Raw genomic sequence first — 13,757 nt, forward strand, 5'->3', positions numbered from 1 at the left:
CTGAGTTGAATCAAAATCTAAGCCTAACTTTAGATGATTCCCTGCTTTGCCTACCTCCACAGGAGGTATTGTACACGTTGGCATAAGCATACTTTCTTGCTAAATGATTAATTTGAGCTTGTGGCTGTAGATACATACAGGGCAGTTTATGCACCTGATACTTGTGGACTAGGATCATCACCTGAACAAAGTTTTATTATTTTGGGTTATTCCATTTCAGAACCGTTTATGCCCAAAAACCAAAAAAATATATAATTCTACCTTAAAAATTTACTATTTTGCAGTCATTTATCCCTATTTGTTTGATTTTTATCATTTTTTGAAAATTTTCTACGTTATGCTTTTGGCTCAATTTTGTCGAACACAGCTAATGATAATGATAAATATTTTCAATAATTCTTGGAATTTCTCGCTCTCTCTACTTCTGCAAAGACTTTTGCTGCTTGTTTTACAGACTTTTACGATTTCCTTGGCAGTTAACTTTTGAGCTTGACTTCTCGATTAGGTTAAGAGAAACTTACATGTAACAGATGTGTTGACTAATAAGATTAATAATTTTTGTAAAGTTTCTGAGATATATATTTTGAGAGATGGAACATTAGTTAACAAATAGCTAATTTTGTAGCTAAGGAAAAATGCCGTTCCTAATAGCTATATTTTTAGCCTTTTGCTGGAGCAGTACATTCCGAGAGTACTATTTGTGGTTGGCCAAAAGCATGGAGACATTAGAATTCATCATTTATCCAGATGGTCGCGTACAAGAAAAAGTCACTGGCATAGTGGGTGCTTCGTGCGCTGAAGTGACAGCAGCAATAGAAGCACAGCTAGGACAAGTACTTAGTCAACAGCCAACCTCAGAATTTTTCGCTGCCAAAGTCCAACAGTCTGGAGTGGTAAATACACAAACCGCTTTCAGTGATTGGTAAGTTTGCAAACAAACATAGTTTAGTTTAGTTGATTTACAACCACCATGTCACACTTTAGCCAAATCAAAACCCAGATTCGTAACCTTGAATCTTTGCAAGATGCTCTCACTGACTTGGGCATAGACTGGAAGAAGGGCCCGCGTGAAGTACGTGGCTATCGCGATCAAACTCATGCTGCCGAGATTACTATCGAACAGGACAATGGCTACGATATCGGCTTCAAATGGAATGGCAAAGAATACGAATTGGTAGCTGACTTACAATATTGGCAACAGAACTTGTCTGTAGAAGGATTTTTGCGTCAGGTAACTCAGCGTTATGCTTACAACACAGTCGTGAAAGAGACAGCACGTGTGGGCTTTCAAGTTGCTGAACAACAAAAAAATGAAGATGGTTCCATTCGCTTGGTAGTACAGCGCTGGAGTGCGTAATGTCTGATTTTGTGCCGTCGCCGGAAGAGCAGGAAGATAACCGATCTGGTCTAGAACCAGAACTAGGTGGCTTTTTGCGGGAAGCCCCAGAACGCTCTGGTTTAGAGCCTGAATTAGGGGGAACGCTGCGTCAAAAAGGTGTTTATGTGGATGAACTCACCTGTATTGGTTGCAAGCACTGTGCCTTTGTTGCCCGTAATACTTTTTATATTGAACCAGATTATGGGCGATCGCGGGCAATGCGCCAAGATGGCGATCCGGAGGAAGTCATTCAAGAGGCAATTGATACTTGTCCGGTTGATTGCATCCACTGGATTGATTACACCGAACTGAAACGGTTAGAAGAGGAGCGTAAATATCAGGTAATACCTGTAGTGGGCTATCCAGTGGAAGGTGCTGTTGCAGCTTCTGAGCGACGACGCAAAAAACTAAAATCAAAACACAAGAAATCTCGTTATTAAATTGAACTGGTTCAAAAATAATAAAAAGATAGGGCTGGAATATCCAGCCCTATCTTTTTATACTGTTTGGGACACCGATAAGTAAAACAATAAATTAGCGGGAATTTATACAGCGATCGCTCTATTTGATAGCAGGTTGCGTTCAGACATAGCAATAGTAATTCGTGCCCTCTCCCCTTCCCCACTCCCAATTTGGGAGAGGGGAAGCGACAGGCGGGGTGAGGGAAGTACTATCTTTGACTGCAACTTAGTATGAGAAGGACATCGCATTGTGCAAGCAACTTCACTTGATTAAAGAATCGTGTTGAGATAACAACCTTTCGACTTTCGCCTCATCAATTCTGGCAGTGAGTTTTTTGGTTTCATGTAAATCTCTCATAGTTTTCGCCAAAGAAAAAGTTGAACCAATTGAAAAAGCCATACCCATGCCCATAAAACCTTTCACCCAGCTATCCACGGGCAAATTCACAATGCCAACAGTGGTCATGGAAATTGATAGTAAAAAAGCAGCCCATGTTTGAAAAATCCAAGCTGCACTATCTTTTTGTTGGGGGCCAAGTGTTTGCATATTCACGACCTTGGAGGAGACGAATTTAATCGTCATTGTATTGATTATTACTGTTGCTGGAATGTGCAATAAAGACAGTTTGGCAACTGGACTTGAAACAATAACTGAGAGTTAGAATAAACATTATTTTCAAATCGGCAATTTTAGGTTTGTGTAGCGTTAATTATTGATTAATACAGAGATTTTTATGGTATAAAATATTTATACCAGTTTTACAGCTGTCATAAATATTCGGTAGACGGGTAGAAGGGAAAAAGGGGGAAAAGAGAAAGGGCAAAGGTAAAGGAGTTTTCCAATCTCTTTAACCTTGGCCCTTTGACCTTTTCCCAACTTCTACAAAAAGTCTAATTAATCAGTCTCTACAAAAGTCTGCACCTTGCCATTTGGGCTAAGAACAGCTCGAATTCTCATAGGTTGGCCATTTCGATTAGGAGAAACAAAGCGCTCACCAATCAAAGGCATACCTGTGCGATCGACATATAATCTCGCAGCCTTTCCTAAAGGAAAGATACGTTCAATAGTACCGTCAACACCCACAATCAGACTATATTCTAGTGCTTGCTTCAATCCAGAAGGTGGTTCCCAGCGTTTTTGCAAAAACTGTCTTGCTTCTGACAGCTGGGTTTTGAAGTCAAACGATGTGTTACTAGTAGCAACATTTGTGGGGGTATTGCGACCTTGCCGCAATCTCTCTACTAATTTCGAGGTATCCTCAGGCGCAACCGAGGTGCTTGTTGGCAAATTATTTTGTGGATCTAGAAAAGGATTGCCACTACGGCTACTAGGTGCGTTACTGATAGGAGTATTAGGTGCGGCGGTACTGATAGGAGGGGGAATTGTAGGGATGCTTGAGGATATTCCGCCTGTTGTAGTGTTAGGTGAGCTTGGTAATAATCCATTCCCAGGGGTAACAACTCCACCCGGAGGATTTGATGCAGTGTTGTTCTGTTGTAGGGAATTGGGTTGAACACCAGCTTCCTGCGGTTTTGTTGATGTCGATGGTGGTGTTTTTCCTCCAGAGGAAGGAAGATTCGCTGTTATTTGTGGTGCGGTTAACACATTCCCTGGGGATGATTGGGAAGGTGAGGTAAAAGAGGATGTAGGAGAAGATGTGGAGAGTGAAGGAGTAGTAGTTTTTAAAGATGCTTGAGGTGTTACAGGTGTTACAGGTGTTACAGGTGCAGTTGGAAATGGTTGAGGAGACGTTTGAGGAGCTGGAGGCAAATTCGAACCAGGTATTGACAGACCAGAACCTAAGGGTACAGATGGTAATGGTTCGGTCGGAGTAAGTGCAGGTGTAGGTATCGGCAGATCCAGGGTTGAAGGAGATTCTAAGGCTACTTGTTCTTCTTTTGGAGCGGTTTTTTTGGCCGTCTGTCGTTCTTTTCTGCTTTGGACAGCATATTGGTAGGTAAAAGGTATCAGACCCGCAGCTAATATTAGCACTGCTGCCACAGGTGCCCAAGCAGGAATACCAAAGGGCGATCTGCTTTGGTACAAAGCTGGTAGTGCTAGCACATCAGATGAGTATTCATCTAAAGCTGTTGCTAGGTCAAATAGTTGCAGGAGACTAAGTTTAACAACAGGGTTAGGTACTTGGTAGCCAAGGGAACCGAGAAACAAATTGTGAGTTAAATGGTTGCTCGGTCGTATGTGTATTTCTGTTTCTGGTATCTGATTTGTAAAATTGTTTACAGTTTGAGTAGAAACTGGAGATTGTAATCGTTCTTGTAATTCTGGATCTTGTGATTCTGGATCGTCTGATACTTTGCTTGAGTCCTCAAGACCTGAGAAATTTGCCCAAAAGTTCTCAGGAGACATTTGGAGAAAACCCTGCACGTAGTTTGTTACTGCTGCACACAAAGCCTCCAGTTGGTCGCGATCGCCCCGAATTACGATCCTCTGTTCTTCTGGTTGCTGCGGATCGTCAAAGCGTAGCTCAAAGCGTAGCTCTTTCAGGACAGATTTTCCCACCCAACGGGATAGAGATGAGCTTTGCGCCAAGACTTCTAGCGTGCAAGTGGGCGGTGTATACCGACGGATAACAGAATTTGTTAGAGGCATGGCAGGAACTGCAAGCAGGACATTTTCAAAATTTAGTTGAACGGTCTATAAGTGCTAGCCAGAGGCGGCGATGTCCACCAGGACCGCTGTAAAAAAGCAAATCTATCAGCAGTTTTAAAGCAAGCTGGGTAAGTTCATCCGTGGAGATTGTCGAATCTTCCTCCATTCGTTCTTGGTAGGTGTTGCAGAAAGCATCGATATAATCTCCTAGTAAAGCAGCCTGATGAACTTCGCGGTTGTTTTCCGCCATCTGTTCTAAAGTGCCAACAGCACGGCGAATCAATTCCTGATGCTGCTTGGCAAGATAGCAAATAATGAGAACAAGCGCCCGCGCTTCTTCGACATCAAGCTTCTTTCGCCCTCCTTGACCTTTACGTAGCGGATTAGACTGGCGCAGTCGCCATAGCGCTACACGGTCTGGCACTCTTGACTCTAAATTCAGGTTGATTGCCGCTGAAAGCATTGCCTCGGAGCCAATGCCAGTCAATGTTTCTAGCGCCAACAGCACCAAATCCAACTGGGTTTTGATGTTGTCCCACTGAACTGAATCTGGAGCTGGCAGCTTTATTAAATCCTCCCACTGGGGAGTTGGAGTGGGTGAATTGGCGGCAGAGTGCATAACTTTTAGCATAGGTGATCGGGCTGGTAGGGGCTATTGCTGTTACCCATTTTGAAACCAGACTCTTACAGGTTAAGATTAGTTTCCTAAAGCTATTGGTAGAAAATAGCTTACAGCAAGGTGCTTGGCGTTTTCTACAGCTTTGATAGTTTGGTAAACAGCTGTGGTCTTTGTCTTACTCTATGACGAAAACCGATTTTGAAAAAAGTACAAGCACTATTATTTACGTCTTGTCTGTTAATAACACCAACTGCTGTTTGGCTATCTTCTGCTTAAACTGAAGCTTTATACAGAATAAATAAATCTACCTTTAGATAGATATTTACTCATGGCGCTCACTCATCTAGTCTATTGACTCTATTTACACCCAAAGAATACCTAATCAAGGATCTTTCAACAAGCAGCCTGAAAAAGTAAGTATTCTTGCAGTGTCAAGGGGGAAGTTACTAATAAATATTAATCATCATGCAACTATGTTGTAATTAGCTGTGTGTGCGATCGCCCTTAAAGACACTATTTAGTTGGAAAATCCTTTGTTATGTTTACATACAGCTACGAGTTTTTAAGGATCTCCCAACTTGAAAGAGGTCATAGACGCATAAGTGGCTTGTCGTTAGACATTACTTTTGCTACTAGATTTTTTAGGTAATATCCTCAATCCAAAAGTATAAATTAAATCTTAAAATTTCAACATAATCTTTTCTCGCTACGTCAGATGTCATCAGGAAAAAGATAGTGGATGAAAACCCCATTATTTACTACACGCATTTGGCAACCAATTCCTGAAATAAATAGCGCACATCTTGGCTGAACCTCCACCATAAGCCTACAAAATATGTTTATTAATACACTATTTACCAATCCTGTGTATTTCATCAGGATAGTTTTAATTTTGATAATTTCAGTTACATTGCATGAACTCGCTCATGGCTTTGCTGCTGTCAGCCAGGGAGACGACACTCCACAAAAAACAGGTCATCTTACCCTAAATCCTGTAGTTCACATGGGTTGGGAATCGATTATTTTCTTATGTATTGCTGGTATTGCTTGGGGAAAAATGCCCGTTAACCCCTGTAAATTTCGCTCTGCAAAGCTAAGTAATATTTTGGTATCCGCAGCAGGGCCATTATGCAATCTGGCTTTGGCTATTTTGTGTATAGCACTGATTAAGTTTTTTGTTTATAGTTATCCAAATATATTTAGTTTTGAGTTCTTTTATATCGCTGCTCATCTAAATTTAATGCTGTGAATGAAGATAAAGTATCAAAAAATCAGTTTGGAGATGATGTAAACTTCAATATGGGCTTTTCTTTGTGCCTTTGTGCCTTTGTGGTTCAAAAATAAATTTTATTAACCACCAAGACACTAAGCCACCAAGTAAAATAACAATCAAATTGGCGAAATTAAAGCGGATTTTTCACCCACCTTGACAGGGCTAAACAAGCGCCTTACCTATTTCACTCTACATAAGCAACAGTAACGCCAGTACCACCATCAGATTGTTCCGCAGCTTCGTAGCGACTAACTCTGGGGTGTTGTTGCAAAAAGGCGTGAACACCTTGCCGCAGTTTTCCAGTGCCGTGTCCGTGAATAATCCAGATTGGCCCTGTTGCTTCTGAAATTGCTTTGTCTATAATTAACTCCGCATCAGCAACTCTGCGTCCGCGCAAGTCTACTGTATTTTTGGACGTACGGATTGCTGGGGCTGGTTGGGTTGGAGTAACTGGTGTTGCTGCTGGGGCTGGTTTTGGTTTTACTATCGGTTCAGGTTTTTTACCATCCAGAGATTCCACGTCTTCTAGCTTGACTGTCATCTTCATAATCCCAAAACGGACGGTTAATTCACCATCCTCGTTTGGTGCAGTCAACACTTCTGCTGTTTGCCCTAACTTGGGAATACGAATGCGATCGCCTTCTTTGGGAACATATCCTACTTTTGGTTTCGGTGGCGGTGGTGGTATAAATTTTTCAGCGACCTGATTTAAAGCATTTGTTGCTAGCTGGGCATCTTGGGCAGTGGGCTTGCCTTGCTGCAACTGGCGAATCACCTTAGCAATTTCGCTTCTAGCTTGGGCGATCGCCTGCTGTACTGCCACTTCTTGGGAAGCACGCAAAGTTCGTTCCCTTTCCTGTAAATTTGCGGCTTTTTCGGATACTTCTTTGTATAAACGCTCAGCTTGCTGCAACAAATCTTGTGCTTGTGCTGCTTTGGTTTCTTGACGGCGGCGTTGCGCTTCTAGTCCGGCAATTACTTGGTTGACTTCGTCTGTTGTCCCTCCCAAGTTGGTTTTTGCCTGTTCCACAACTTCTGGTTTTAACCCCAAACGTCGGGCAATTGCGAGGGCGTTGGAACGTCCCGGAATTCCCCACAGCAGGCGGTAAGTGGGCGAAAGCGTTGTTTCATCAAATTCTACAGAAGCATTTTCAAATCGCTCATCTTGGTATTTCAACGCTTTCAGTTCACCAAAGTGAGTCGTTGCCATAGTTAACTGCGCGTTGTCTGCCAGATAGCGCAACAGGGCGATCGCTAAAGCACTACCCTCAGCGGGATCTGTGCCTGCACCGACTTCATCGAGGAGTACCAGGGAGTGGGGATTAGGGGCAACGGGGATAGGGGATTGGGATTCCTCATCCCCTATCCCCTGTCCCCTGTCTCCTGTCCCCAATGCCTCCAATATCCTGCTAATGCGGCGAATATGACCCGAAAAGGTAGATAAACTTTGCTGAAGGGACTGTTCATCGCCAATATCTGCCAATACCTGGTCAAACCAAGGTAGTTCTACTGGTTCGCGGGCAGGGACAAATAAACCTACTTTCGCCATCAAAGCTGCCAAACCCAAGGTTTTTAGAGTAACTGTTTTCCCCCCTGTATTCGGCCCCGTAATCGTAACTACTCGAATTTCTGGCTGAATTAGTAAATCTACAGGAATAACTGATTGTCCTTGTTCGTGGTGTTGCTGCCATACCAACAGCGGATGACGCAATTGCCGTAATGTGATATACTCACCTGCTTTCCGGTTAATAAAGCGGGGGGGATTGGCTTGTAGCCAGAGGCTATAACGTGCCTTGGCAGTTGCCAAATCTAAAGTGGTGGCAATGGCTAGTAATCTTTCCAGATCGGGTTTTACTGCTGCCACTTGTTCTGTTAAAGCACGACGAATGGCTTCTTCTTCTGCTTGTTCTTTTCTGACTAGCTGCCGCAATTGGTTGCCCAATGGCACTATAGAATTCGGTTCTATGTACAGCGTCGCGCCACTGGTGGAAGTATCGTGGACAATGCCAGGAATAGCATCTTTTTGGGGAGCTTTCACAGGAATCACATAGCGATCGCTTCGTTGGGTAATGATCTGTTCCTGAACTGCACCCGATTTTGCCTGTAATATATTTTGTAATTTTTGCACGATCTGGCTGCGTAATTTCCGCAGTTCAGCACGGATATCTCCGAGTTTTTGGCTGGCGCGGTCGGTTACTTGTCCGCGTTCGTCTATACAGCGGTAAATTTCCTGCTCTAGTTCTGGATAAGTTCGTAACTCAGCAACTAACTCTGTCAGAATAGGCAAATCTGGCTGGTTATCGATAACACGACGCAAATTTCTTGTACCAGCAAGAGTGGTGGCTATAGCTAGCAGTTCATCTCCAGCTAAAACTCCTTGCAGTTCTGCCCTTTCTAGGAAATCGCCAATATCTTGAATTCCCTCAAACGAGAGTCCACTCGTCAGGCGACTTTCGAGTTCGTAAACTTCCTTGGTTTGCGCCAATAAATACTCACTCTCAGCTTGAGAGTTAGGAATTTTCAGATCGCGTGCGGCGATCGCCCCCAGTTTGGTTGCCGCAAAAGTGGATAGATGCTGGCAGAGGCGATGCCATTCGAGTAGTTCTAAAGTCTCAGATTGAATCAAGGTTTAATATCTGTTGCTTAAATATTTAATCTGAATAGCCTGAAATTTATAGTAACAATACAAATCCCTGCACGGCTCACTCTCAAAGGGTGAAATTTCCGTATTCGTTAGTGGTTGGTCATTAGTCATTAGTCATTGGTTAGTGGTTAGTAGTTAGTGGTTAGTGGTTAGTGGTTAGTGGTTAGTCTCCCACTCCCCCACTCTCTTCATAGCTTCATCACCTACTGCTAACTATATAGTAAATGTTCTAATTAACACCTTACTCAAATCAGGCAAATTGTAAGGATTCAAGCGTCGAATAACTTTACTAATACTCAGCATAAAATTAAGTAATAACCGACACCTCAATCCCTACTTATTGAGAATCTGACCTAACACCAAATAGAAATCAAAACTACTCAAAAACTGATTAACTAAGCCTTGTTATTGTTCTTTTTACTGTTTGTATCTTCTACATCATTAAGTCGTTTTTTTAAAAAAAATCGCTGCAATTATCGCCACAATTTGATACCCTAGCTTAAACAGGTTTGGGAACATTAACAGCGTGGAAATACAAATTGGGCGAGGAAAAACAGCTCGCAGAGCTTACGGAATAGATGAAATAGCTTTAGTACCTGGCAGGGGAACCCTCGATCCGAGTTTGGTAGATACAAAATGGCGTATCGGCAACATTGAGCGAGAAATCCCAATTATTGCTAGTGCAATGGATGGTGTAGTAGATGTTCGCATGGCTGTGCTGTTATCAAACTTAGGGGCATTAGGCGTGCTGAATCTAGAGGGAATCCAAACTCGTTATGCCGATCCAGAGCCAATTTTAGACAAAATAGCCGCTGTGGGCAAAGAAGAATTTGTCCCTTTGATGCAAGAACTTTATGCCGAACCAATAAAATCAGAATTAATTGAACAAAGAATTAAAGAAATTAAGCAAAGAGGCGGTATCGCTGCAGTTAGTGCAACCCCAGCAGGGGCAAGCAAATATGGTTCTGTAGTTGCAAAAGCAGGGGCAGATTTATTTTTTGTACAAGCAACAGTGGTTTCCACAGCACACCTGTCGCCAGAGTCTGTAGTGCCACTTGACTTGGCACAATTTTGCCGAGAAATGCCCATTCCCGTCGTGTTAGGGAATTGCGTGACTTACGAAGTTACCCTTAATTTAATGAAAGCAGGGGCAGCTGCGGTATTGGTGGGAATTGGCCCTGGTGCTGCTTGTACTTCTCGTGGAGTGTTGGGAGTGGGTGTGCCACAGGCAACGGCGATCGCAGATTGTGCTGCCGCACGGGATGATTATTACCAAGAAACTGGTAATTATATTCCAGTTATTGCTGATGGCGGTTTAATTACTGGCGGCGATATCTGTAAGTGCATTGCTTGTGGTGCTGACGGAGTCATGATTGGTTCTCCGTTTGCTAGAGCAGCTGAAGCACCTGGGCGGGGTTATCACTGGGGTATGGCAACTCCCAGTCCAGTATTGCCCCGTGGGACGCGCATTAATGTAGGTACCACTGGCACCCTAGAACAAATTCTCGTTGGCCCGGCCCAGCTTGATGATGGTACTCATAATCTGTTGGGAGCTTTAAAAACGAGTATGAGTACATTAGGAGCGAAAAATATCAAGGAAATGCAACAAGTTGAAGTTGTAATTGCTCCTTCTTTATTAACTGAGGGTAAAGTATACCAAAAAGCTCAACAATTAGGTATGGGCAAATAAAGACTGGTTAGTAGGGGGAGTGAGGGAGTTCTGGAGTGGGAGAGTGGGAGAGTGGGGGATGGGGGGAATGGGCATTGGGCATTGGGCATTGGGCATTGGAAATAACCAACAACCAACTACTAACCACTAACTCTTGACAAATGATTAATGACTAATGACTAATGACCAACTACTAACCACTAACCACCAACAACCAACTACCCTTAAAGAAATTTTTCCAGACTCTAAAACATTTACTGGAAAAATCACATATGTCGCCTACAATAGAAATAGCGGAGACGCATGTTTCCGTTCACTCCTCACACCACACTCCGCCCGGACTGCTGTTCGGGCGGTTCCTTATGTTTATAAATAAAAACTAAAGGTATGTACAAATTGTATATGCCTCACTCCAAGCAGTGCTTTTTGCTATGGTAGAATTTCAGCACAATCAAAATATCATAGGCAAAGGTTTGTAGCCATGTCAGCAGCCGCACAAGTTACCGACTCTACTTTTAAGCAGGAAGTATTAGACAGCGAAGTTCCTGTTTTAGTTGACTTTTGGGCACCCTGGTGCGGTCCCTGCCGGATGGTAGCCCCCGTTGTGGATGAAATTGCAGCTCAGTACGAAGGTCAACTCAAGGTAGTGAAAGTCAACACAGATGAGAATCCTAATGTTGCCAGTCAATATGGTATCCGCAGTATTCCCACATTAATGATTTTTAAGGGTGGGCAAAAAGTTGACATGGTAGTAGGTGCTGTGCCAAAAACTACATTAGCTAATACTTTGGAAAAATATCTTTAAAATCTAATTTGCTGCAAATACCTTTGGAGTATTTTTTCTCTCCAAAATAAGGGCGATTTTTGGCAGCAAAAACTCAGAGGTGCTAAGCTTCGCCTCTGGACTGTTATTTTTCCATCTTGTAGTTTGCGCTGTATTTTACTGCCCAAACAGAATAACAAAAAGTTTCTCCTAGTAAAGTCATCTGTGATTCATTTTCACTCTTTTTCGCTCATACTTTAGTAGAAAGAGCTAGTACTTAGAGGTAAAAAATAGGAGGCAAACTTACTGATTTTACTAATTTTTAAGTTACTCCTGATTGTAGGTATATTCCTGCTACACCTTACTAGCATCTTTCCTTCTACTCAAAAGTATTTTTTGGTTAGCAAAAGAGTGATAGCGCCTTGGTTATTGCAACCGGAGGTGCTTTTTTGTGTTTCAAAATAGACGCTAAGAGTCAAGAAATTAAAAATTCTTAATTTCTTATTTTGAATTTTTAATTGCTTTCCAGTCTCTATCTTAGGCTTGCAGCAGTGATACAAAGTGGGTTAAATTTTGAAATACAATCTCTGGGGCGGCATGTCCTGTAGAGGCGTACGAAGCTACGTCTGTTTAAAATAAAATCCCACGTCAAATATTTTCCTCCCCTCAGGATATGTTGGCAACGGCAGCCGTCACCAGTGCCTTGGTTTATTTTTAACCAAAGGTGCTTTTTAATGTGACAAAGTAGTCATTGGTCATTAGTCATTGGTTATTAGTCATTTGTCCTTACACAAAAGACATAGATGCACTTTCTTCGGCTTCCCGTAGGGTAAGACAAAGGACAAATGACTTGAATTATTGACAATAGAATGTTGGCGACCCGTAGCGGTTGACAAATTCCAAGTCAAATCAAAATTTAGGTAAAATATAATGCCATCTTGGCTGGATTTCTCATGACCTCATCTGCGTCGTTTGACACTTTAGAGTCTCTCCAAACCGATATCGCTGATTTACTTGAGCGCTTACCAACGTTAAAGAATCGGCAATATATCCAGCAAGCACTAGCAACTATAGTGCGTCTGGCTGAAACTGAAGTCGATCGCCTCGACTGGAAAATATTGTCGGCTTCTTTAATGGATATGGAGCGGGGTTTCCAGCTCTTTTATGACTATCGACATGTTCGTAAAGTGACCATCTTTGGCTCGGCTCGCCTATCGTCAGAAAGTCCAGAATACCGCATGGCAGTTGACTTTGCTCGCTATGTTTCTCAGCTAGGATTCATGGTCATGACTGGTGGTGGTGGTGGGATCATGCAAGCTGGTCATGAAGGTGCTGGACGAGAAAATTCCTTTGGTTTAAACATTCAGCTGCCCTTTGAACAGCAAGCGAACCCAATTATAGAAGGCGATCCCAAGCTAATTCACTTTAAATATTTCTTTACCCGCAAATTATTTCTCTTAAAAGAAAGCGACGCTGTTGCCTTATTCCCTGGTGGCTTTGGCACCCAAGACGAAGCATTTGAGTGCATGACTTTAAGCCAAACAGGTAAATTCGGTCCTGTGCCTGTGGTTTTAATCGATCGCCCTGGTGGTGACTACTGGCGGTCTTGGAGCGAATATATAGATAAACAATTATTGCATAAAGGTCTGGTTAGTCCTGAAGACTCCAGCCTGTACACCGTAACAGATGACTTGGTTGTAGCTTGCAATGCCATAACCCGTTTTTACCAGGTTTATCACTCCAGCCGCTATGTGGGCGATCGCCTAGTAATTCGTCTCAAGATAGATTTATCAGAGGTTGAAGTCGAGCAATTGAATGCTAATTTCAGTGACATTCTGGTAACAGGACGGATTGAAAAAAGCCAGGCTTTACCTCAAGAAGCACAAGATGAAACTTTTGATTTACCCCGCTTAGTCCTTTACTTCAATCAACGAGACTTGGGACGGTTGTATCAGATGATCGCAGCAATTAACAATATGGGTACGCCTTCACCAGAAGAAAGAGGACATCCAGAACGGAAGTGACTGAGCAGAAGAAGATATGGGGAGGTGGGGAGTTGGGGAGATGAAAAGTCACGCATTCACGCATTCAAAAGTCAAAATTTTTGAATTTTGAATTTTGAATTTTGAATTCCGCGAAGCGGTTCGCCCCATACCGATCAGCTATTACTCAATATCCAATTAACTAACGTTCGCACACCAAAACCAGTTGCATGACGATGCTTGAGGTCTGACTTTTTGCCAGATTAGACTTTGCAGCAGTTGTAGGGGAAAAGGTTAAAGGGGGAAAGGAGAAGAGAAAATAAAAATCCTTTAACCTTCACGCCAGTCGCTACAACG

General features: G+C 42.7%; 12 protein-coding genes and 1 pseudogene. 8 read left to right on the forward strand and 5 right to left on the reverse strand.

The annotated features are described in order from the left end of the window. Nucleotides 1-716 precede the first annotated feature (716 nt). The 3 genes from FIS9605_RS0120725 to FIS9605_RS0120735 are packed head-to-tail and all read left to right on the forward strand — an operon-like array spanning nt 717 to nt 1,818. On the forward strand, nt 717-926 hold the full coding sequence (locus tag FIS9605_RS0120725; RefSeq protein WP_026734301.1) for a DUF2997 domain-containing protein: 210 nt from the start codon (nt 717-719) through the stop codon (nt 924-926). Nucleotides 927-970: 44 nt separating this feature from the next. Beyond that, nucleotides 971-1,357, forward strand: coding sequence for a DUF1257 domain-containing protein (locus tag FIS9605_RS0120730; RefSeq protein ID WP_026734302.1), 387 nt, complete (start codon nt 971-973; stop codon nt 1,355-1,357). Next, nucleotides 1,357-1,818 carry a ferredoxin gene (locus FIS9605_RS0120735; protein ID WP_026734303.1) on the forward strand — a complete coding sequence of 154 codons (462 nt, stop codon included), beginning with the start codon at nt 1,357-1,359 and terminating at the stop codon, nt 1,816-1,818. Before FIS9605_RS0120730 ends, FIS9605_RS0120735 begins: the two co-directional genes overlap by 1 nt. A gap of 105 nt (nt 1,819-1,923) precedes the next feature. Here the strand turns inward: FIS9605_RS0120735 and FIS9605_RS44235 are convergent, their stop codons facing one another. The 4 genes from FIS9605_RS44235 to FIS9605_RS0120750 form a co-directional block, all read right to left on the reverse strand. Then, on the reverse strand, nt 1,924-2,088 hold the full coding sequence (locus tag FIS9605_RS44235) for a hypothetical protein (protein WP_197036098.1): 165 nt from the start codon (nt 2,086-2,088) through the stop codon (nt 1,924-1,926). Between the two features lie 13 nt (nt 2,089-2,101). Continuing rightward, nucleotides 2,102-2,386 (reverse strand): YiaA/YiaB family inner membrane protein, encoded by a 285-nt coding sequence (locus FIS9605_RS0120740; RefSeq protein WP_026734304.1) that lies wholly within the window; start codon nt 2,384-2,386, stop codon nt 2,102-2,104. Nucleotides 2,387-2,734: 348 nt separating this feature from the next. Beyond that, nucleotides 2,735-4,450: a DUF4335 domain-containing protein gene (locus FIS9605_RS0120745; protein ID WP_026734305.1), complete on the reverse strand. Its 1,716-nt coding sequence runs from the start codon at nt 4,448-4,450 to the stop codon at nt 2,735-2,737. Between the two features lie 25 nt (nt 4,451-4,475). Then, nucleotides 4,476-5,081, reverse strand: coding sequence for a DUF3038 domain-containing protein (locus tag FIS9605_RS0120750; protein ID WP_026734306.1), 606 nt, complete (start codon nt 5,079-5,081; stop codon nt 4,476-4,478). A gap of 823 nt (nt 5,082-5,904) precedes the next feature. Between FIS9605_RS0120750 and FIS9605_RS37660 the strand changes: the two are divergent. After that, a pseudogene (locus FIS9605_RS37660) lies at nt 5,905-6,315 on the forward strand (site-2 protease family protein); the annotation flags it as partial. A 211-nt stretch (nt 6,316-6,526) separates the two neighbouring features. On the opposite strand, the gene FIS9605_RS0120765 reads toward FIS9605_RS37660, so the two are convergent. Beyond that, nucleotides 6,527-8,968 (reverse strand): endonuclease MutS2, encoded by a 2,442-nt coding sequence (locus FIS9605_RS0120765; RefSeq protein ID WP_026734307.1) that lies wholly within the window; start codon nt 8,966-8,968, stop codon nt 6,527-6,529. Nucleotides 8,969-9,512: 544 nt separating this feature from the next. Here FIS9605_RS0120765 and FIS9605_RS0120770 point away from each other — a divergent pair. From FIS9605_RS0120770 to FIS9605_RS0120780, 4 genes are all read left to right on the forward strand, one after another. Continuing rightward, a complete protein-coding gene (locus FIS9605_RS0120770; protein ID WP_026734308.1) occupies nt 9,513-10,676 on the forward strand; it encodes a GuaB3 family IMP dehydrogenase-related protein in 1,164 nt (387 codons plus the stop codon). Between the two features lie 154 nt (nt 10,677-10,830). Beyond that, nucleotides 10,831-11,031 (forward strand): hypothetical protein, encoded by a 201-nt coding sequence (locus tag FIS9605_RS44240; RefSeq protein WP_197036099.1) that lies wholly within the window; start codon nt 10,831-10,833, stop codon nt 11,029-11,031. Between the two features lie 63 nt (nt 11,032-11,094). Next, nucleotides 11,095-11,460 carry a thioredoxin gene (trxA, locus tag FIS9605_RS0120775; RefSeq protein WP_269321064.1) on the forward strand — a complete coding sequence of 122 codons (366 nt, stop codon included), beginning with the start codon at nt 11,095-11,097 and terminating at the stop codon, nt 11,458-11,460. Nucleotides 11,461-12,371: 911 nt separating this feature from the next. Beyond that, nucleotides 12,372-13,442 (forward strand): LOG family protein, encoded by a 1,071-nt coding sequence (locus FIS9605_RS0120780; RefSeq protein ID WP_026734310.1) that lies wholly within the window; start codon nt 12,372-12,374, stop codon nt 13,440-13,442. Nucleotides 13,443-13,757: the final 315 nt, after the last annotated feature.

The organism is Fischerella sp. PCC 9605, assembly GCF_000517105.1.
GTDB lineage: Bacteria > Cyanobacteriota > Cyanobacteriia > Cyanobacteriales > Nostocaceae > PCC9605.